General features: G+C 60.7%; 17 protein-coding genes. 6 read left to right on the plus strand and 11 right to left on the minus strand.

Features of this window, described 5'->3' with window-relative positions; all coding sequences use genetic code 11:
• Positions 1-95 precede the first annotated feature (95 nt).
• The gene (locus VL752_RS15615; RefSeq protein WP_325356782.1) at positions 96-1,085 is read left to right on the plus strand and encodes a glycosyltransferase family 2 protein; all 990 of its coding nucleotides are present in this window, start codon (positions 96-98) and stop codon (positions 1,083-1,085) included.
• Between the two features lie 28 nt (positions 1,086-1,113).
• Positions 1,114-2,007 (plus strand): glycosyltransferase family 32 protein, encoded by an 894-nt coding sequence (locus VL752_RS15620; protein ID WP_325356783.1) that lies wholly within the window; start codon positions 1,114-1,116, stop codon positions 2,005-2,007.
• Between the two features lie 53 nt (positions 2,008-2,060).
• On the opposite strand, the gene VL752_RS15625 is transcribed toward VL752_RS15620, so the two are convergent.
• Together VL752_RS15625 and VL752_RS15630 are read right to left on the minus strand one after the other, a co-directional pair.
• Positions 2,061-3,014 carry a glycoside hydrolase family 5 protein gene (locus tag VL752_RS15625; RefSeq protein WP_325356784.1) on the minus strand — a complete coding sequence of 318 codons (954 nt, stop codon included), beginning with the start codon at positions 3,012-3,014 and terminating at the stop codon, positions 2,061-2,063.
• 128 nt (positions 3,015-3,142) lie between these two features.
• Positions 3,143-4,318 (minus strand): polysaccharide biosynthesis protein GumK, encoded by a 1,176-nt coding sequence (locus VL752_RS15630; protein WP_325356785.1) that lies wholly within the window; start codon positions 4,316-4,318, stop codon positions 3,143-3,145.
• Positions 4,319-4,563: 245 nt separating this feature from the next.
• Between VL752_RS15630 and VL752_RS15635 the strand changes: the two genes are divergently transcribed.
• On the plus strand, positions 4,564-5,874 hold the full coding sequence (locus VL752_RS15635; protein ID WP_325356786.1) for a polysaccharide polymerase: 1,311 nt from the start codon (positions 4,564-4,566) through the stop codon (positions 5,872-5,874).
• On the opposite strand, the gene VL752_RS15640 is transcribed toward VL752_RS15635, so the two are convergent.
• From VL752_RS15640 to VL752_RS15670, 7 genes are all read right to left on the minus strand, one after another.
• Positions 5,849-6,460 (minus strand): polysaccharide biosynthesis/export family protein, encoded by a 612-nt coding sequence (locus VL752_RS15640; RefSeq protein WP_325356787.1) that lies wholly within the window; start codon positions 6,458-6,460, stop codon positions 5,849-5,851. The genes VL752_RS15635 and VL752_RS15640 overlap by 26 nt on opposite strands.
• An 87-nt stretch (positions 6,461-6,547) precedes the next feature.
• Positions 6,548-7,882: an outer membrane beta-barrel protein gene (locus tag VL752_RS15645; RefSeq protein WP_325356788.1), complete on the minus strand. Its 1,335-nt coding sequence runs from the start codon at positions 7,880-7,882 to the stop codon at positions 6,548-6,550.
• Between the two features lie 13 nt (positions 7,883-7,895).
• Positions 7,896-9,389: a flippase gene (locus VL752_RS15650; protein ID WP_325356789.1), complete on the minus strand. Its 1,494-nt coding sequence runs from the start codon at positions 9,387-9,389 to the stop codon at positions 7,896-7,898.
• Positions 9,386-10,540, minus strand: a complete 1,155-nt coding sequence (locus VL752_RS15655; protein ID WP_325356790.1) for a glycosyltransferase family 4 protein — start codon at positions 10,538-10,540, stop codon at positions 9,386-9,388. Before VL752_RS15655 ends, VL752_RS15650 begins: the two co-directional genes overlap by 4 nt.
• A 10-nt stretch (positions 10,541-10,550) precedes the next feature.
• Positions 10,551-12,722, minus strand: a complete 2,172-nt coding sequence (locus tag VL752_RS15660; protein WP_325356791.1) for a GumC family protein — start codon at positions 12,720-12,722, stop codon at positions 10,551-10,553.
• Positions 12,723-12,730: 8 nt separating this feature from the next.
• The gene (locus tag VL752_RS15665) at positions 12,731-13,471 is read right to left on the minus strand and encodes a WecB/TagA/CpsF family glycosyltransferase (RefSeq protein ID WP_325356792.1); all 741 of its coding nucleotides are present in this window, start codon (positions 13,469-13,471) and stop codon (positions 12,731-12,733) included.
• A 106-nt stretch (positions 13,472-13,577) separates the two neighbouring features.
• A complete protein-coding gene (locus tag VL752_RS15670) occupies positions 13,578-15,101 on the minus strand; it encodes an exopolysaccharide biosynthesis polyprenyl glycosylphosphotransferase (RefSeq protein WP_325356793.1) in 1,524 nt (507 codons plus the stop codon).
• 674 nt (positions 15,102-15,775) lie between these two features.
• Here VL752_RS15670 and VL752_RS15675 point away from each other — a divergent pair.
• Entirely contained in the window at positions 15,776-16,609 is an 834-nt protein-coding gene (locus VL752_RS15675) for a 2OG-Fe(II) oxygenase (protein ID WP_325356794.1), read from the plus strand.
• 18 nt (positions 16,610-16,627) lie between these two features.
• Here VL752_RS15675 and VL752_RS15680 read toward each other — a convergent pair whose 3' ends face one another.
• Both VL752_RS15680 and VL752_RS15685 read right to left on the minus strand, forming a co-directional pair.
• A complete protein-coding gene (locus VL752_RS15680) occupies positions 16,628-17,620 on the minus strand; it encodes a glycosyltransferase family 2 protein (protein ID WP_325356795.1) in 993 nt (330 codons plus the stop codon).
• Positions 17,617-18,879 (minus strand): glycosyltransferase, encoded by a 1,263-nt coding sequence (locus tag VL752_RS15685; RefSeq protein WP_325356796.1) that lies wholly within the window; start codon positions 18,877-18,879, stop codon positions 17,617-17,619. Before VL752_RS15685 ends, VL752_RS15680 begins: the two co-directional genes overlap by 4 nt.
• 225 nt (positions 18,880-19,104) lie before the next feature.
• Here VL752_RS15685 and VL752_RS15690 point away from each other — a divergent pair, with 225 nt between their 5' ends.
• Both VL752_RS15690 and VL752_RS15695 read left to right on the plus strand, forming a co-directional pair.
• Positions 19,105-20,460 carry a hypothetical protein gene (locus tag VL752_RS15690; RefSeq protein WP_325356797.1) on the plus strand — a complete coding sequence of 452 codons (1,356 nt, stop codon included), beginning with the start codon at positions 19,105-19,107 and terminating at the stop codon, positions 20,458-20,460.
• An 806-nt stretch (positions 20,461-21,266) separates the two neighbouring features.
• Positions 21,267-21,407 (plus strand): NAD-binding protein (locus VL752_RS15695; RefSeq protein ID WP_325353958.1); only part of this gene is annotated, 141 nt, incomplete at its 3' end.

Genomic DNA, 21,407 nt, shown 5'->3' on the forward strand with positions numbered 1-21,407 from the left:
CGCTGAAGATGCCATCTACATTTTCATGGATGGATGGGTGATGCGAGCGGTGCAGCTGGATACCAATGGCACGATGATCGAAGGGTAAAGACAGGATGCTCGTTTCCGTCGCGTTAGCAACCTATAACGGCGCACGCTACCTGACCGAGCAGCTTGACAGTATCGCCAAGCAGACCCTCCGTCCGGCGGAACTCGTCATCAGCGATGATGGATCGACGGATGAGACGCTTGCCATCGTCTCCGCCTTCGCAAATACCGCGCCCTTCCTGGTACGCATTCTTCCGCGCGAGCGGCGGCGCGGATTTGCCGATAATTTCCTGTACTGCGCGGGCGCCTGCAACAATGAGCTGGTTGCCTTCTGCGACCAGGATGACGTCTGGCTGCCTGAAAAGTTGGCTGTCAGCCATGCGCGACTTGAAGCAGACGACAGTCTGCTCGCGATCCACCGCCTCACCACGACGAGCCAGACCTTGGAACCACAGGGGACTTGGACGCAGGGAATCGAAGGAGACAGTGTTTGGGCGCCGCTGTCTCTGGATCCCTATATCAACGGCTGGGGAAACACGATGCTCTTTCGTCGCTTCCTGGTAGATCGGATTGCCTATGATGGCCGGCCGCGTCAGCCGGAATCGACAGATCGCCCCATGTCTCATGATTTCTGGATCTATGTGCTCGCCGCGGCCCTGGGCCGGATTTCGCATATCGCGGAGCCGCTGATTCTGTATCGGCAGCACGACAAAAACGCGATAGGGGTGGAACAGACGGGCAAGCGCAAGCCTGCCCGGGATCTCGCGATGCAGAAGCTGCGCCAGAGAATGGTGTTTTATCAGCACATGGAACACATTTTTAGGGACCTCGCCGCGCAGGATGGGCAGCCCTTCCGTCTCCAGGCCGCCGCCGCCGCCGCGACCTATGCCGATCGCGCCGCACCCCTGGTTGCTCGTTTCGCAATTTACGAATCGCCATCCTTCGCCGGTCGGCTTCAGGCCTTCGCCGCCATGAGCCGAACCCATCCGCTCGCGTTCAAATCGCAAGTCAAAGATTTTCTCTTCGGAGTTTCGGGATTGCACGGCCGCCTGGGATGACCGTTCCGGAACGGTCGACACCGGCCGTGTGACCTCGCACGGCGCAGACGTCCTTGCTCTCCGCATCCCGGCAGGATTCCCTATCATGAACGCTTCCTCTATCCCGCGTCTCGAAGAGCAGAGCCTTGGCGCGACCATTCCCAAGATTTTGCTGCAAACCTACAGCACCGATGCATTGCCCGATGCCCTGGCGCGCAATGTTGCCGAACTGCGCGAGATGAACCCGCATTGGGAGTATCGGTTCTTCGACGACCGAGCGATCGAGGATTTCATCCGGGCAGAGTACGGCCTTACGATCCTGCGGGATTATCTGCGGATCGACCCCATTTACGGCGCCGCTCGTGCAGACCTGTTTCGTTATCTTGCGATCTATCGTCATGGCGGCGTCTATCTCGACATCAAAAGCCGCTTTCGACGCCCGATCGACGAGGTTCTTCGAGGTGACGAATCCTACGTCGTGTCGCAATGGAGCAACGGCCCTGGCGAGCGCTATGCCGGTTTCGGGTTGAAGCCTGAAGTGTCCGAGATCGAGGGCGGCGAGTTTCAGCAATGGCATGTCATCGCGGCACCCGGCCATCCTTTCCTGCGTGCTGTTTTGGAAGCTGTTCTCGCCGGCATTGCGCAATACCGGCCCTGGGTTCACGGCACCGGCAAGGCAGGTGTTCTACGCCTGACGGGCCCCCTCCTTTATACGCTGACGATTGCCCCGATGCTCGGTCACTATCCGTGCAAGATCATTCGCCGCGAATCGGATCTCGGCCTGGAATACAGCGTCGTAACGGGCGACATGCACAGGGGATTGTTCAAGGCTCACTATTCGCAGCATGAGCGGCCGATTGTTCCCCTGCCCATCCACCTGATGCCGATCGGTCTGATGCATCAATCCTACCGGTCGCTCAAGCGCGGGTTGCGCCGCAATTGACAGACATCTTGTGTCATCATGCTGGGCATCGACCACTCAAAAGACGAGCGACGCTAGCGGCCGAACGTATGCTCCAGGGCAAGGAACTGCGGCTGGTCGGTGCTGCCCACCGGATCTAGCCGCATCGGATAGTTCGGCTTCCACCACTTCCCGGCGCCCCACAAGCTGATTCCCCAGAAGACGTCCGGATTCCCGGCAACATCGTCGAGGACGCCCTGAAGAGCGGCGATGCCCGATGCGCCCGGGGGCGACCCGGTTTCGCCCAGAAAGATCTTTATGCCAGTCTTCTTTGACCAGGCAATCGCGCCGGCGAGCCTTTGTCGTCCGACCTGGCTATTGGCAATGGGCTGCCGGTAGAGCCCGGTGCCATCCGGATCATAGTAAAGATGAAGTTCCAGAACCCAGTTGTGAAGGGGATCCTCGATATGTCCCTCGTAGGGCCGCCCTGGGCTGATATCCTTTGCGTTCCCCCAGTGCGCGTGGGGAACAAGGATCACGCCCTTGAATCCCGCCTGCCGGATCGCCGCGATTGCCCTGTTCCAGAGTTGCGCATAGGCGGCATCCGATCCCGTATGCGGCTCGTTCATCAAACCGATGGCGACATTCTCATCTTTGGCGAAGGCCAACGCGAGTCGCCGCATCAGGTCGACATAGTCGGCGGCTGCCTTCGTATCCTGCAGCAGGTCAGCCGGCTTTCCGTCAATGTCCAGAAATCCATATCCGTGCGGATCCAGAACGGTTATCGCGCCGGCCCGACGATCTTCGTGAACAATGGCCTTCATTCTTTGCAGGAATGCGGGATCGAGTGCCTGGCCCGGCTGCAACTGCAGCCGTGTCATGCGAAACGGAAGGCGGATCAGCGTCACGTGGTGCGCAAGGTAGTAGCGTGGATCCGGCACCGGATAGTCTGTCCCGACCTTGTCACCATGTCCCAATTCCAGGCCGCTCTCAGCGACGCCCCAAAGAACCGCTGAGTGCGCCGATCCCTGCGCCTGCACGGGCTTCATCGGCGCGAGCGTCGCAGCGAAGGTCGCAACAAGGGCCAGGAGACAGGATGCGGGGCTGGCTCGGCGCCGCACCTCCGTGACTGTCCGACATGGGGCCATGGGGCGGGGAGAGTCTTGCAAGCGCGTTCCTACAAGCGTGTGTCGGGGAATGCTTCCGGATGCAGCAGCCGATCCACCACTTCGCTCCAGGTATTGGAGGAATCGACGATGAGGTCTTGATTGGTCATCGCTGCTGTGATCGCCGTTCGGATGGAGGCGGCGTTACCGGGCGTATAGCCAAATCTCCCGGCGGCGTCGCCCAGGGCAAACGTGGGACAGACAGCGGGAATGCCAAACAATCCAAACTGCCGCAACTTCAGAGAGGTGTCGATCAAATAGCGCGGCGTCTTCTCGTCACGATAGGGGGCCACACCGAAGGCGGCATGCTGAAGATAGCCGAGAGTCTGCTCGAAGGCCATTTCCGGATGGATGACGATGTTGTCACCCTGCAGATCCGCGGCCGCCTTGCCGGCGCCGATGATGTGGAACGTGACGTCAGGAAAGGCGGGGGCGGCGATCCGGAAGAACTCTGCATCGAACAGCATGGAACCGAGCGAGACGCAGGCTTTCTGGCCGGCATAGGGATCGGGATAGCGTTTCTCCGCAATCGTGCGATCCACGCCATGCGGAATTAAAGCCGCCGACTTTCCGTGCGGCATGCCCGCCAGGAGATAGCGCGAGGGCAACCTGACAAGATCGATCTCGTCGAAATGGCGGCGGAAGTCGCTCCTGATCGTATCCGCACTGTCGATGACCTCGAGGTCATCCGATGCCAGATAGATGATTTTCGCGCGCGGGTTGATCCGTTTGATATCAGCGAGAAAGACGACCGACATGCCGGATTCGACAAAAGCGACGTCCGCCTCTTTGATCCAGCGACGGGCGACGGCCGGGAGCAGCCCGCGATAGAGCCTGAACATCGGCGCCTCGAGAAACTTGGCGCTGGTCTTCCGAATGTTGAACGGATGCCAGGCGGTTTTCCAAAGGTAACAGTCGACGCCATTGTGGCGCTCGACGCGATTGGCGCGGGCAACAAGGCTGCTGCGGGTATCGCCCCGGTGGAGCGACAGGCGGGACAGCCCGACAGACAAAAACCGGACGTCGCCGCGCCGCGCCATCTCCGACGCGATGAAGTGGACGCTTGCCTTCCGCAGGCTACGGAAATCGTGAACCGAGATGAAGACTGATTTCACGCTGGCGTTCCGACCGAACAAAGCATGGGCGCCATCCTCCGAGGCAAGGTCTGCAATCGTCTCACCGCGCATCAGTCACTGCGTCCCACGCGTCCGCTTTGTCCAACCGCAATTTCGATAAGCTTCGCACTGATTATCCCCGCGGGGTAGAATAACAACAAGATGTTGATTGAAAGACGCCTTTGAGAAACCCGGGTATTCCGCAACGCATGCGGCGAGTAAGGCATTCGCATGGTATTAAAAGGCATGCATCCTTTGCCCGCAAGCCATTCTAAGCTAAACTATGGTTGCATGTTCCGGTCAGGCCCAGTCTCGCGATGATTCAAAGTCATGCCTATTCGGCAATAGAAAGTGAAAGCGCATCCGGCCCGCGCCTGGTGTTCGCGGCGCTGATCTTCAATCTCGTATTGTGCCTGATCACGACGCGCGGCGGCATTCACATGTCGAACGCAATCGTGGCGGTGGCCGAACTCCTGATCATGTCCATCGGCCTGCTGACCATTCGCCACCGCATAACACCGCGCGTTGTTCAAGTCATGGGCATGATCACGGTGTTTTTGGTCGGCATGAAGCTGCTTAATCCAGGGCTCGATCTCAAGATCGTTCACGATCTCGGCATCATGTACATCTTCTACGAACTCGGCATGATGTCGACGCAGCAAACCGCGAACCGGCTGGTTTGGCTTGTCATGATGATCGTCGTGGGCTTCGGGCTGTTCGAGCTGATCCTGCCCAATATCTACGTCACCTTCTTCGATATCTGGACCTATTACGTCGACAAGGGCGTCATCTCGGCATCGACGATCAACTACAGCAACACAGGGTTTTTCGTCAGCGGCGACCGCGCCGGGCAGCTCAGCCGGACCTTCTTCCCGTCCCTGCTCGGGCCGCACCGGGTGTCATCCGTCTTCCTCGAGCCGGTGTCGATGGGTAATTTCTCGGTGATCATCTTCGCCTGGTGCCTGAGCACGCGGCTCGATCTGAGCTTCAAGAAGCTCTTCCTTTACGGTCTCGCTGCGTTCTGCTTCGTCCTGGGTGACTCGCGTTTCGCGTCAGGGTGCTGGATGCTGATGCTCCTGCTGCGGATGACACCGCTCTACCGCTCTTCCTTCGTCGTCTTCTGCATGCCGCTCGTCGCGGTGCTCGGGCTGGTTTTTGCAGGCTCCATCCATGCTTTGCCAGGCGTTTCGCCCTCCATCATGGAGGATGATTTCGGAGGACGCTTGCTATTTTCGGGCCGGCTTCTGGATTATTGGCAGCCCGAGCAGTGGTTCGCCCTCGCGCCGTCCCAGGTCTATACGGCCGATACAGGCTACGCCTATGTGATCAACAATCTCAGCCTTCCGCTGGCGCTCTTCTGCCTCGCCATCTTCGCCTTCAATCGCCCACGGACGGATGAAGCGGCATCGATGAAGGCGATGATTGCCGTCTATATGGCAACCTCGCTCTGCATCGGTGCCAATATGTTCACCATCAAGACCGCCGGTCTGATGTGGTTCCTCTACGGAGCCGCCAACGTCCTGCCGGGCGCTGTCGCCCTCCCGAGCTTTCTGCGCCTGCGAGGCTCTGTCGGCTTTGCTCTGCCGGCTCTCGCCGGAGATGTCAGAAGTAGCGCTCGAGAATCGTAACGACGTCGCCAGGCTCCAGCCGTGAGTCGTTCAGGATTTTGCCCTTGACGAAGGTGCCGTCCGGCGAGGGGCGCACGTCGCTCGCATAGGCTGTGATGGCGCGATAGGTGAACCCGCCGGCAAGTGCCACCGCATCAAGCATGGTCATCCCGGGCTGGTAGGGATACTGGCCAGGATGATTGACCTCGCCCAGCACCGATATCGGACGATATTGTGCGACCTGAACGGAGACGCTCGGGCTCGTCATGATGTTCTTTGACATCAAACGATGTTCGATTTCGCCCGCCAATCCGCCCGGCGTCATGCCGCGCGCCCTGATCGATCCGACCAGCGGAAAGGCGATCGTGCCATTGTCCCCGACGATGAAGGTATTGGTCAACTGCGTCTCGTTGTAGGTGATGACCCGGATTTCGTCACCGACGCCGAGATGATAGTTGGCATTGTCCGCCGATGGCAGAAGCTTGAGCCCGCTCTCCGGCATGCAGCCCGCGAGCAGCGCGCCGGTCCCCAGAAGCAGAAAGCAGGCCTGTCGCCTGCTTGTCACAAGAGCTTCCCCATCAACGGGCCTGTCGGCGAGGCGTTCCATCTTAACTCCGGCAAAAGTTGTTTAATGAGGTGGGTCTGGTGATCGCTGCAACAAGCCAGGACTCAGCGGGTGACATCAAGGCGAAACCTATTCGAAAATGCTGATTCCTAAAATAATGCTGTTGCTCACGTAGCTGGAACTATTCGAACTTTCCAAAGTTTCGTTCGTGCCGCCTGTCGTGCGACCGCTGCTGAAACCATAGCTCAGGCTCGCATCGACATGCCGGTTGACGTTCCAGAGAAGTCGCGCACCCAGATTCACCTGGTTCTCGTCAAGGTCGGAAATTTCAGGCGTGTTGGACGGCGAGAGACTTTTCGCGAACTCGGCCGAACTGCGGAAGAAGAGGTTGCGCTGGAGTTCGTGATCAAGTTGCAGGCGGAAGCGGGTGATCGTCTGGTTGCTGGCAAAGGGAGAAGCGGGGTCGTTCAATTCCCGGCCGACGATTCCCGTGACCGTATCGACCGTGGTCGGCTCCCAAAGCACGTCGAGCTCGGCGGCCGGGGTCGAAACCGTCGGCTGATTGCTGTTCGTGAAGCGGCGAGTCTCGGCGCCGATCAGCGCCCGGTACTGAATCGCGGCGCCGCTCTCGTAATCGACACCCATGAAGCCCGCGAAATCGTTGTAGTTGTTCGATGATCCCTCGGACTCGGTGTCGTATTGTGCGGAGGTCCCGCGGATGATTGCGACCAGCGCATTGCCGGGAGAGACCGCATACTGGCCGGTCAAGGCGCCGATTTCCGTCTGATGATCGAGCCCCTTATAGGAGATGGTGGTCGCACCGCTCGCCTCGCCGAAGCGAAACTTCTCATATTCAAAGGATGGGGTCAGGCTGAAGCGGCTGAAGGACTTGTAGTAGGACAGCCGGACATCATCCTCGGAATAGGGGACCGGGCTCACCACGCCGGTCACGCCCAAATCCTCGGCGGAGAGATAGGCATAGCGATGCGAAAAGCCCGCGCTTAAGGCGTCGTTCCCAAGGGTGACGGTTCCGCCGAGGGCTGCGCTCCAGTCCGTATAATTTGCAATCGGCAGGTTGAAATACTGATGGTTGTTGACGCTCACCGAGGCGCCGACCGCATCCCGTCCCCAGTCGGAATTGACCCTTACCCCGCCGCCCGTATTCAGGACCGGGCTGCTCGAACCGGGTGTTCCCAACACGTTCGAATCATAGCCCATGGACTCGGAGAGTTGTGGACGAATGACGAAATCGCCCAGTTCGACACCCTTGCCCTGGCCCTGGGCATAGATGCGATTGACGACGGAGGCGCTGAGATTCGCCTGGTAACCGGGGATTTCCCCGGGAAAATACTCGTCAACGAGCTGGGCCTGCGCTTTTCGAGCTGTCAGGGCAAAGCATCCGCTAACGAAACAGAGCAGAGCAACTTTCTGGAGGCTGCGCGTCCGGGGTTTACCGCTCCGCATCGGACATTTGTCTCTAGACCGGATCGCGTTGAGAGATCGCTGCCTGCGGTGCGACAATGCCCACTCGCCGTGCCAGGCCAAGAACCACATTCCTTAATACCGGATCAAGACTATAGCCCAGCACCGCGAAGGCGATGCCGAAGGGCACGGCGAAGGCGAAGGCGATCACTGCCGTCATTGGTACCACCTGTACGATGGCAAGGGCCAGACACATGAGCACCAGGGCAGGAAACAGCCGCCACGTCTCGCGATCGAAACAGCCGCTGAGGACGAGAAGCGCGCCGCAATTGAGCGTCACGCGCAGGCTCCAGGCCCAGGCCGCACCCGGAAGGCCCATCGTGCTGAGCAAAAGCCAGAGAACGAGAAAGAAGGGCAGGATCTCGACAAGACCGACCTTCGCCGTCACATGCGGCCGCCCGCGCGCCTGTATGAAGCCGTAGGGAATGAAGGCGACGCCATTGGTCCAGGCTCCGAACATGACGATCTGCCCGACGGCTTCGGAAGGCGCGGCAAAGCGGTGTCCGATCCAAAGCCGCAGAAACGGGCCACACAGGAAGATGGCCGGCCCGCACACCATGCCGAAGCCGTAGGCCAGCGCTATCGTCGCATTGCGAGTGATCTCGCTCGCCTCTTCCTGGCTTGCCCGCGAACTTCTTGGGAACAGGGTGCGGGACAGCGCGGTCGCGAAGACCTGCGACCGCATGGCGAGCGTCATCGGGATGGAGTAGTTGGCGACCGCCGCTGCCCCGAGCATCGCGCCGACAATCAGCTGATTGGAGGTGTCGAGAAGGGGGTTGAGAATACTCGAAACGGATACCCAGGATCCGTAGCCGAAAAGCTTGCGCGCCCAGCTCACCCTGAAGTCCAGGAAATGCACGGGCCATTCCAGCCGGATGACGACGAGATAGGCGATGGCGACCGTCAGCAGGCGCGACAGCAGCGTCGCGGGAATGACCACCTCGAGGCTCGGCCCGAAGGCATAGGCGGCGGCCAGGGGAAGAATTTGGCCGGCCATGGTGCCGAAGGACGTCAACGTATTCGAAAGCAGGAAGCGTTCACGCGATTCCAGGGCGCCCGTCGCGACGCCCGAGAGCATGCCGAGCGGCAGCATGGCCGCCATCCAGGGATAGGCCGCCCTGGTCTCCCCCATCAGGCTGCCCGGCACCTTTACAACATGGAGCAGGATGATGTGGCCGACGAAATAGAGAATGAAGCCGCCGATCAGCCCCAGGCCGAAATTGCAACAGAAGGCCGTGACGAGTACGGGCGATCGTTCGCTTGCGGATGCGGGCCCGAGCCGGGCGAGCGCATTGGCCGAGGCGCGGGAGAGACCGAAGTCGAGAAATCCGAAATAGCCCAGCAAAACCCAGGTGATGGTAACGACACCGTAGCGCGCCAGGCCGATCTCATGGATGTAGAAGGGAACGGTTCCGAGCGATGTCGCTAACGGTAGAAGCGCCCCGATGACGTTGTATGTCAGATTCGCTGAGAAAGCTTTCCGGCTCAATCGGCAATTCCCGATCTGACGACGGGCTGGAGCGCTGTTTCCCTGCCCGTGGCGGTGTTGTAGAGACTCGCATATTGCGCCGCGACCTCTCGCCAATCATAGCGCAAAGCAACCGCCATCGCCCGACCTCGATACGAATCGTAGAATTCGCGGTGACGGGCAAAGAAGTCAACGATGGATTGTGCGACAGCGGCGGGGTTCTCCGCATCGACATTCAGGCCGACGCCGCCGGACGTCACCAGGCGCACGAAGGCGGGAATGTCGCTGAGGATCGGGATGAGCCCAGCGGACATGCCTTCGACGGCGGCAAGCCCGAAGCCTTCATAGGCCGACAGACTGCCATAGAAGCTTGCCCTTCCCATCAGCGCGCGCAGCATCTCGTCGCTGGGGTTCTGCACGATCTCGACCCCGTCCGAGATGCCGAGCTGCTGCGCCAAATCCCCAAGTTGCACGGCCGTCTGATCCGCATCGCGGCCGGCAATGATCAAGCGCCACTCGGAATCGATCGCCCGCAGCGCCTGGAAGACGCGCAGGATCTGATCCGTTCGCTTGTGACGCGCGAAACGACCGAAGCTCAAAATCGTTTTGGTTGGAGTCACTGAGGAGGCGGCGCCGAACTTCTCCTGCGTGATGCCGTTTTCGATCAGCATGAGCCTCTCCGAGGCCAGCGGCTGAAACATCTCGGCGTCACTATGGCTGCAGGCCACGATCCGCTGATATCCCCTGATGGACGCGCGGGTGATGGTCTGCATCCATATCTTCTTTGCAGCCCGGAACCGGCTCGTATGGAAAAAGCCGCCATGCGTGGTTGCGATCATCGGCCGCCTGTGAACAAGGCGGGTCAAGGCCAGGAAGTCGAAAAAGAAGTCGATCGCATGGACATGAAGCAGATCTGCGTGTTGCAGATTGCGCAGCACCGACGGGGCAAGCGGATAGCGTTGCGAGCCGGCCCAAGCCAGGCGCCGCACCGGCACGCCATGGACGAGCTCCGCATGCGGCAGGCGCGCCTGAGATCCAAACACTCGGTCGAGGGTCACGACACGCGCATCAAGACCCAGCCTGTCCCGCTGAGCCCGGGCGAGGCTGAGCACCGTGTCTTCAAGTCCACCCACGGATGGGTGGAACTGGCGAACGATATGTACGACCCGCAAGCGAAGAACCTTAGGAGTTATAGAGTTTGTTGATTAGCTTCATCTCGCGACGGCTGTAGTCATCGCCAAGCGCCAGGGTCGACCGGTGATCCACCATGGAGATGACGATGCCGGGAATGCTCGCACCGTAGGCGCGAAGACGCTCGAGGCAGCTGGTAACCGCCCGGCGGGAGGAGGATTCCCAGCGGCAAATGAAGATCGTCTGGTCGGCGATGCTGGCATAGACATACCCGTCGGTCATCGCCAGGAGCGGCGGGCTGTCGATGATGATAAGGTCGTAAGAACCTTTGAGGGTGCCGATCAGGGCGCGAAGGCGGGCGATGTCGCCGGTGCCGTAGGGTTTCGTCGTTGCGGTCCCTGCGGCGATAAAATCGACCCGGGTGTCCGGATCGGTCTGGATGACCTCTCTCAGGGTCGCTTGGCCGGAGAGCAGATCGGTCATGCCAGGGCCCCCGGAGCCCGGGATATGGCGCGTCAGCGTCCCCCGCCGGTGGTCTCCGTCCACGATGAGCACGCGTTGGCCGCCGAAACGTGCCGTCAGGCCCAGCCAGACGGCCAGGGTGGTCTTACCTTCTTCCGCGCTTGCCGAGGTGACGAGAACGCTGTGTGGCCGGTCCTCGGCTCCCCTGGCCAGCGATAGCTGCCCGGCGAGGCTCCGCACCGCCTCGCTCGCACGGGAGAAGGGGTCGTCGATGACATGGCGAGCAATTGTCCGCCCGCTGTTCTGGACCATCGGGATGGTCGTCAGCAAGGGAAGCTGGACCGCACCGCGTAGATCGTCCACGTCTCCGAAGGCGACGGAGAGGTAGTCGAGCAGAAGAATCACGCCGAATCCGAGGATCACGGCGACGATCGCCAGACCGGCGAGCAGCTTCTTGCGGTTCGGAAAGGTCGGACTTGAAGGCACGGCCGAGTGCGACACGAAGGCGACCGGGGGTTCGAGAAGGGCCGCCCGGTCAACCACCTCTTTGGAGTGTTCGAGGAAGGTCTCATACACCGTGCGCGCGCTGGCCGCTTCCTGGCTCAGGCTACGGAACTGAGCCTGGGGGCCGCTTTCATGCGCGGCCTGCTCCCGCAACTTGTTCAGATAATCCGTGAGTTGCTTGACCTCAGCCCGGGTCGCCAGGAGGTCAGCCTTGATATTGCCCAGAGCGGCGCCGGTTGCCGCCCGCAGGCTCGCACGCGTCGACGCGATCTGCTGATCAAGCGATTTGATGCCAGGATATTGCCGGCCGAACTGGGCCGCCATCTGCTGGCGCGCGCTTTCGAGCTGGGTCAACGAATTCGCGGAAGAAACAACGATCGGCTGCTGCGCCGCGTCGATCAGCGCTGCGGTATCGCCGGACTTGGAGGCCTGCCGCAGCGCATCCGCCCGGGCCTGGGCTTGCGCGAGCCGCGCCTGGGCCTGGCTCAGACTGAGGGTCGTCTCGGAAATCTGCTTGTCGATCAGTGGATCGCTCGAATCTCCATTGGCCTGGTTGCTCAACCCGTTCGAAACATCGAAGGCATTCGCCTTTCCGACGGCATCAAGCCAGCGCTGCCGCAGCTGCTCAGTGCGCGCGTCAAGCCAGCTGGCGACGCGGTTGAGGTCCGCCGTCTGCTTCGCCAAGGCGAGTTCTTGATAGTTCGTAACAACCGCATCGGCGAGCTCAGCTGCCCTCTGACCATTGGTCGAAGAGACGGTCACGTCCAGGATGCGCGAGTGGAGCTCCGGCATGACGGTCAGGTTTTTGAGGAACCCGCCGATCTCGGCCTGTTCGCGCTCCTGTTCGGTCATCGGCACGGTCTTGTGGCAGAGGAAGCCCACACCGAGCTTGCACAGGCGCGGCGCTAGGCCGGAGGCGGGCGGCGCGGGCAGCGGCGGATACTGCTTGAGGACGGCGGCGGCCACGTCGCGGGACTGCAGCATCGCCGCTTCCGTCGACGGGCGATCATCCTCCACAGCCTGGCTCTGCTGCTGCCCCATCGGGGCGAGCGGGTCGGTGTTCTGCGTGGTCAGCACCACGGTGGACGTCGCTGAGTATTTGGGCGTGAGGGACCAAATCACCACACCGCCGCAGACGAGCACCACGCCGAAGACCAGCAGAAACAAGCCGAGGCGGCGGCGCCACAGCCGGAGCAGGCGCTTGACGACCTGACTCGCGGAGGGAAACTGCGGTGCGACAGGGATCGATGAGTGCATGGAGACGCTCACGACCTCCCGGTGCTCGGCTGCGGCAGGCGCATTTGGATAGCGTAGCGGATCACATGCGCGCCGAAGGCGGGCAGCCCGAGCAGGTATCGCCGCCAAAGACGGCCGGGTTCGCGGCATAGGCGAACGAGCCATTCCACGCCGAGATTGGCAACCCAGCGCGGCGGCCGGCTGACTCGCTCTGCGGCGTGATCAACCAGCGCGCCGGCGGTGATGGCCACCCCGGTACGGATGTGCGGCCAGTTTTCCCAAAGCCAACGTTCTTGACGCGGCATACCCATGTTCACAAGCAGGAGAGTGGGCTCGCTTTCATTAATGCGGGCGACGAGGCTTTGCGATTCCGCGGAGTCGACGTGGGCGTCGAAATAGCCGTGCTGCGTTCCAACGGTCACGACATTGAAGCGATTGGCAAAATTCTCTGCTGCTTTCGCCACAACCTCCGGCGCTCCCCCGATCCAGAACACGCGCGCCTCTGGGCCCAGCCTTTCGAGAACGGCATCGATCCATTCCGGCGGAGTCGTGCGATGGGGAACGAAGCCCTTGAGGAATTTTGTCGCGAGTTGGACCCCGGCACCGTCGCAAAAAGCGATATCCGCTTCCCGAAACATGTCGCGCAGCCAAGTCTCCTTTTGCGACAGGGTGACGCAGTGCGCATTCGCGTTGACGACCAGATATTTCTCACGGGCCAGGGAAGCGGCCACCACGCGATCGGCGATGTCGAAGCGGTGCAGGTTGTGCAACTGTAGACCCATGATCTCGAACTGATCGATGCGAGGCGACGCCCCATTTCCGAGACCGGCGATTTTGCCGCTTTCCGGCTTTCCGAATGGCGCGCTGGCGCTTGAATCAGAATGCATGTTTGCTGAAAACCTCGCGCAGGACCGTCAACACGACGATCTTGATATCGAGCCAGAGCGACCAGCGCTGGATGTATTCCAGGTCGAAGGTAACGCGGCGGCGCAAATCTTCAGTGGTCACAAGCTCCCCGCGGGAGCCGTTTATCTGAGCCCAGCCGGTGATGCCGGGCTTCACCTGATGGCGGACCACATACTCGGCCATCACGTCCTTCAGAAGCTGGCCGCCGGCGCGCGTAGAGGGCGCGTGCGGGCGGGGCCCGACGAGGGACATATCGCCTGATAAAACGTTGAAGAGCTGAGGAAGTTCGTCAAGGCTCAGCTTCCGCAGCCATTTACCGACGCGCGTTACCCGCGCGTCCTCCTTGGAGGTCTGCCGGGCCGCCATAATGTCCGTCGAACTCGCATACATCGACCGGAATTTCAGGATCGTGAAGGTGCGGTCATTCAGCCCAAGCCTTGGCTGGCGGAAAAGAATAGGACCCGGTGAGTCGAGCTTCACGGCCAGAGCAACCACCGCGAGCACCGGGAACAACATGAGAAGAAGCACCAGCCCCGACACCAGATCGAACCCACGCTTCCACAGCGCCTGGCCATGGGTCAGCGGGCGGCGCTGGACGACCGCGAGTGAGAAAGGGCCGAATCGTTCCATCGGCAGCGCGTCCTCACTGCTGGTCAAATAGGGAAGAAGGTAGACCTCGGTTGCCACACCACGCAGCCGCCAACGCAGATCTTGCGCACGCTGAGCGGCGTCCTCGCCGGGCGGGATTGCGATGATGATGTCGTCAAGCAGGGTGTCGCGGCTCAACGCGATCAGCTCGTCGACCGATCCGCTCAGCCGGTGGTCCTCCGCCTGCTCGTGATCTTTCGTGGCATCGTCGCTGAAAACGCCGAGCAGGCGTATTTGGGCGGCGCGATCGGACTGGCAGAGCGAGGCGATGCGCCAGGCGACATCGTCACTACCGATCACGGCCACCTTGCGCATGATGTGCTGGTTTACGCGCGGGTGCGTGAGCGTATGATAGCCAGCGAGCCTCGCGATTACGAGAGCGACGGCATTGAGCGCGCCCCAGCCGACCGCAATTGCGATCAACGAGGGCCAGCGCCATCCGATGAAGGCGAAGCCGAGCGCGGCCGCGATGGTCGAGCAAGCGAGAGCCGGGAAGAGTTGGCCAAGATAGCCCACATGTCCGACAAGACGACTGGCGGTCGCCTTCTCCAACGCGCTGGCGGCACGGGGAAAAACGCAAAAGCTGAGAACAACGGCAAAGGCAACGAGCGCAAGCCCGTGTCGCCGGCTTGGATCTTCCGAATCGACCAGAAAGGAGACGATGGCGGCAACCGCCGTTACGGCCGCGAGATCAGCAATCCGGAACGTCGCGGAGACCATCGGGTGGCCTCTAAGCCATATATTCTTGGTAGTGGAACTGCGCGCAGCCCCTCCACCGAAGGCTGAGTTGTACATCCTGCGGTCAGGGAATTCCATAACGAGGCCGTCGCCATCATCGAGACTCATGGGTCTGCTTCTCTCGGTGCTCACGATGTGCCGATTATCTAAGGTTCAGATTATCTAAGGTTCAGAGAGGTGTTTTTAGGTCGCCGGAACTGAGCGATGGCCTCTGACCGGGCTCGACGAAGCAGCAGAGAACCTCATTAGAAGGCAAAAATATGGCCGACGCATCGTACTAGCCAAAGTGATTACGCACTCGGTTGTTAATGCAACTCATTCAATAGTCGCGCTGTGGAGTCTGTTACTGAAGCCTGCGGAAGTGGACACTAGTGAACAGAAATTTGCCCGTCAATTCATATTCGTTGCACTGCAACATGATCTTGTCGTGATATCAGGGCTCAAAAAATAAAATCAAATTATATCAACGGTTTATTGGTATTATCCCAGGGTGTTCAATAAAATTTGAGCGGCCCAGTGTGGTTGTTTAAGCATCCCGTGTTTATCAAGGGATTGTCGAATACAGTTCCAACTGAGTTCTCAAAGATATCGAGCTTGTCTCTGACAACAAAAGTTTGGGCAATGACTGAAATGATTATGAGAGTTCACGCAAAAGTTCTTGAGCGAGCCCGCTGCGGCGACAAGATGCCATGAAAAGATTTATGTATGACGGCGGGTGCAGCTCTCCCGTCGACGCGGCGCCGGTCGTACGCAGGAATGACCTGCCGAGGAGTGACCCTACCTTGCCCGACCAACAGCTCGCTTGGCCTAATTTCGATGAGATTCTCTTGGAGGAGCGTCGTAGCCTGCGCTCTCGCTACGAAACAGCGCAGCCTTTTCCCTATCTCGTTTTGGATAATCTGTTCCCTGCCGCTTCGCTGAAGCGGGTGACCGCCGATTTCGACAATGCACAGCCTCACCACTGGCGGGAAATCCAGTCCGGCCTTCAATGTCGGCGGGTTTCGGCGCCAGATTCACCGCTTCCCTCAGCAGCTCAAGAATATTTCAACATCGTTAATTCTGGTCCTTTTGCGCGGTTTTTGTCCGCCGTGACGGGGATCCCCGATCTCATCCCGGACCCCGCCCTTTTTGGCGGAGGCATGCACCAGGTCGCCGGTGGCGGCACATTCGAAGTGCATATCGACTTCGAGCAGCACCCTCGCACCTTCCTCAGCAACCGCCTGGCCGTCATCACTTATCTCAATGAAGATTGGACGGAAGAGGATGGTGGCGAACTCGAGCTTTGGCGGCTTAAGCCACGGGAACGTGGGGCCGCGATCTCGCCGGTTTTTGGCCGCACCGTCATCATGGGGCAATCAAAGATCGCGGCGCACGGCCACCTTCAGCCGATTCGCGAAGGTCGCACGCGGCGATCAGTGACCGCCTATTTCTATACCAACGGCCTCTTGTCCAGAATGTCGAGCGATCTCCTGCCGACGGTCTATGTCGCCCGCAAGGGCCAATCGCTGCGCCAGAGCACGGAACTGATGGTCAGGCTCGTCACCCCGCCCCTGCTCCTGGGTGGCATCAAGGCGCTGACGCAGCGCATGCACGGCCTGTTTGAACGCCCTCACTAAACAACCGCCCGCAAGCCGCTAGCCAGGCTTCGGCCCGATCTTCGAGGTGGCCGGGCGGCGCAACCGGCGGCGGATAGCCCGCCAAAGCTGCCCCGCCATGAAAGGCAGGAAGCGCGGGTTTTGCCGGGCGCGCGCGATGATGGCGCGAAAGGTTCCAGACCGTAGCGACGTCGATACAAAATGGGCGTCGTCGAAGCGCCCAAGGCCTTCGGCGCGCTGTTGAAAAAGGCGGGCGAGCTCGGGATCGCGGCGGATTCGCGGGTCTTCCGCCAGGGCCAATGAGACGTCTCGCATAAGGCCGTATCCGATCGTCGTGCGGGTCATGCCCGAAAGCTGGCCGCTGACGCTGCCTTGGCGCTGTGTGTACAAATAAAGCGGCTCATTCAGGATGTGGAACTTCGCCCCGGCGCAGAGCAACTCCACCATCAGTTTGAAGTCTTCGCCATGACGGAGCGTCGGCTCATAGCGCGCGTCCAGGCGGCGCCAAGTCTCGCGCCGAAAGATTGGTTTGAGCAGCCCCCAGTCAAAGCTTTTTCCCGTCGCGGCATTGTGAGAAACATAAGTATGAAGGTTGATGGGGCCAAGTTTTGGTTCCTGCGCCTCGCCAATGCCTCGGCCCGTGACGCAGTCAGCCACCGCATCGAAGTAGGACAAGTCATCGGCAACGATGTCCGCATCCGTCTCGAGGCCAAAATGGACAAGGCGTTCCAGCCTTTGAGGGGCGAACGCGTCATCCGCGTCCAAGATCGCAACCCATGTTCCTTCTGCCGCCGCGAATCCCTCATTGCGCGCAACAGACGGGCCTCCGTTATGCGGCAGGGCGATCAGGCGAATGCGAGGATCGGACGCGGCGGCCGCCTGCACAAGCTCCCTGGTCCCGTCGCTCGAACAATCGTCGACCACCAATATTTCGCGTGGCGAAAGGGTCTGAGCCGTGACCGACGCCAGCGCCCGCGCCAGGAATGCCTCGCAATTATAGGCAGGGATGATCACACTTACATCGTTTGTCATCGATCTGCGCCTAGCGCGACATCGTAGAGGGATTCAAGCTCCGCGGTTTGCTTGAAGAGATCGTGATGTATCTCGATGAAGCCGGGTGCCGCTTCGGAGAAGCGCGCCGCCAAAGCGTCGTCGGTCAAGAGCAGGAACAGCTGTTCCACGAGTTTGGCGACGTCGCGTTCCGCAAAGGCAAATCCGGTCACGCCGTCTTGAATGCCTTCTGTCGCGCCGCCACGGGCGGAGGTGACCACCGGTACGCCTGCGGCCTGCGCCTCGAGCACGACGAGCGGAAGGCCTTCGGCATCACCGCTTTCCGCAGTGATGCTGGGCAGGCAAAAAACCCTTGCCTCGGCCAGGAGGGTGTTGGCCTGGTCACGCGTGAAGGCGCCGACAAACCGCACGCCGCCCATGGAGGCAGCACGTTCCGCCAGCCTGCCACGCTCCGGTCCCTCTCCGGCGATCACCAGTTCCGCGTCGGCGATCCGGCGCCGAAGAATGTCGAACGCATCCAGCAGGAAGCGCGCACCTTTCTTCTCCACCAGGCGACCGAGAAACAGGATGACAGGGCGGCGCCGCGCCACGGGCAGTCCCGTGGCGGGAAAGCGGCTGCGGTCGATGCCGATGCGCCGCACCGCGATTCGTTCTTCTGGCAGGCCCGCTGCCACGGCGGCCTGACGAATATTCTCCGAGATAGCAATGAAGGTCACGGACTTGTCCATCGCCATGCGAGCAAGACGCTTTGGATAGCTGCGCCAGCGCCTGCCTGCGCGACCTTCCGCGAACCACTCCATGCGGGTGGTAATATCTGAGCCATGGAGCGTCACGAGCAGGGGCACACCGAGGCGGCGGGCAATCGGCCATGCCTCTACACCATCAAAACCGAAGTGCGCGTGGATGAGCTTCGGAGTGACCCGACGCACGGCTCCAATTGCTCTCGGCGCCGGCCGATCAAGCGTGCGGCATGCCAGCCCGAGGACGCGCTGGGCCAGGGTCGCTGGTCCGAGATAGGCGGTCGACACGGACAGGCCTTCGAGCGGCAAGGCTCTGATCTCCCGCTCGCCGACTAAAACGGGGTGCCAGCGTCGCAGGGCCAGCGCCTGATCTCTCACGAAGGTTTCAGAAAGCGGAAGAATTTGAGTCCGGTAGATTGCAACGCAGTGTCCGGTGCGGTTGATGTCAGCGGATAACCGCACATGGCTGTCAGACCCTCCATCGAGCATAATGTCCATGATCCATGATGTTGCAACGAGCCACCTGGATGGAAGCCCCATCTGATTTCCGGCGCCGGGTAAAACAGGCGTTCCAATCGACCCAGGTCTGCCGTCTTCGGCAGGTCCCCTTAGCAGAAGACATCCGGAACTACCAACGACGCGATAGGAGACGAGGTGCAGCATTGGAGAACCGGACAGCCCTTCGCATGGTCACGACGCCGTGCCTTGAAGGCCGCCCTCGGAACCACGTTGCTGCCTTCGCTTGCGGAGTGTGCGCAGACGTCCATGCCGGTCAGCGCCATGCGGCAATCCCCGCATGCTCGCTTCCAGGATGTCGTGGTTTCTTTTCGTGCCGACCCGAAGGGCCCGCGTATCGGCAGGCCCTTCGTCGGATTCAGTTACGAGAAAAGCCAGATGAGCGGTGGATTCTTCTCGTCTGGCAACGAAGTTCTCGTGCGACTGTTCAACGATCTCGGCCCGGGTATCTTGCGCATAGGCGGCAATAGCGTCGACAAGACCTTCTGGCAGCCGGGGGCGCCTGCGAGCCGGTCAGGCGCGGTGACGGAGGCCGATGTCGATGCGCTCGGGACCTTCCTGGCGGCGACCGGTTGGACCGTGCTCTATGGACTCAATCTGGCACGCAACACGCCGGCCGGGGCGGCTCAGGAAGCCGCCTATGCTGCCCGGATATTAGGCCCGCACCTCTATGCTTTCGAAATCGGCAATGAGCCGGATGCCTACTCCTTGAATGGCACGCGTCCCGCGACCTACACCTATCGTGACTTCCTCGTCGAATGGGGAGCCTTTGCCGATTCCGTCAGTCGGGCGGCGCCTCAGGTCATGCTGTCCGGCCCGGCAAGCGCCTGGCATGAAGCCAGCTGGACAGAACCCTTTGCCGGGGATGAAAGCCGCCGCATTACATTGCTGACCCAGCACTATTATCGCGCCAATGGCCTCTCGCCGCAGTCCACACTCGCATTGCTGCTCGCCGGCGATCCCGCACTCCCCGGACTTCTGGCTGGTCTGCGGGAGGCGAGCACGCGGGCCGGCCTTCCGCTCGGCTATCGCCTTACCGAGGCGAACTCATTCTACGACGGTGGTGCGCCAAATATCAGCAATACCTTTGGCGCTGCGTTATGGGCGCTGGACTTCCTCTTCATCGCCGCCGCCTGCGGGGCGAGTGGCGTGAACCTACACGGGGGAGGCGCCGCACCGGGTTATACGCCGATCGCCGATGACGGTCGGACCGTGATCCAGATACGGCCGGAATATTTTGCCATGCTCTTTTTCACCCTGGTCGGAGAGGGGAAACTTGTCCACGCTGCCCAGCGGTTGGGCCGCTTGGCCGTGTCGACCTACCTCGTCCAAAAGGGGAGTCAACGGAGGCTCCTCATTGCTAATAAAGACCCCCTCGAAGGGGTGAATATTGTACTTCCGGAAGACTTTATTTCGGAGGGTATCGAAGTTACGAGACTTTCTGCGCCGTCGCTCACGAGCACTCAGGATGTCACGATTAATGGGGAATCTCCAAGCAATACAGGGGTTTGGCCCCGGTCCCCTCATCGCATGGAACGGCTAAAACCTGGGACTCGTGTCTTCCCTGTGGCCCCTGGGTCGGCCTTGCTTGTTTTCTTCGCATAGTCGATCTGTTCCCTGCAGAGGCAAATTAGGCCGGGACATGCAAAACAAGCCCCAAATGGTCGTTGCCGGATAATTCACTCTTGTAGTAACAAGCGTTTCTCCGCCGCGATCAGTGCAGTGATATTTTCAGTATAATTCGGCTGCGGGCATGCAGGTAAGACCAATGGTCGTGAATAAGGCCCAGTCCGCACACCTCTCTGCCGCCGCCCGCGACAGCTTCGATACATCCCCGCTTCAAGAGGGGATTTTAATCGAACGCAGCCTGACGGATCCTGCGTCCCGCAGCTCCGTCACGGCACCAGAACCGCGGAAATCCTTCTTCCGCGGCGTGGCCGTGGGCGTCGGAATCATGATCCCTGTCTGGGTCTGGCTTTTCCTGCGCTTTATTCTCTGAGAAACCGGTTGACGCGCCGGGCGAGCGACTGCGTTTGTCGGTGTTGCGATGATGCGCACTGCCCGATCAATTTAAGTTTATCCCTGGGGCGAAGCGCGATCCGCCGTCTGTGAAACGGCGCCTGTTGCGCCCCCTAGAGCGGGTGCGCCGACATGCCCGTTGGTGATGGGGCCAGCAACCTTGTTCGCCTGGTCTCCGATCGGCGTCTGCGCCGCTGCCGCCGTCATTTCCCACTCAGCCGTCGTAAGATGTAAAGTCACCGTCAGAATCCGATCGGGCGACCTAAAAATCACTCTTGAACCTTCGTGCAATTTTTGTCCAAAGAAGTTGCGCCCGGCGTTGATATTGAAACCCTACGCCATCGTGTCGAAGCAGGCCCATAGCCGTAGGCCTGCAAGCAAGGAGCAGGTTCATGCGCGTCACCATGATCGGCGGCGGTTACGTCGGGCTCGTTTCCGGTGCCTGCTTCGCCCAATTCGGCATGGACGTGGTGGTGGTCGAGGTCGATCCCAAGCGTCTCGGCGCGCTGAAGGCCGGCGCGATCCCGATTTTC

This window comes from Acidisoma sp. (genome assembly GCF_035492295.1).
Taxonomy (GTDB): domain Bacteria; phylum Pseudomonadota; class Alphaproteobacteria; order Acetobacterales; family Acetobacteraceae; genus Acidisoma.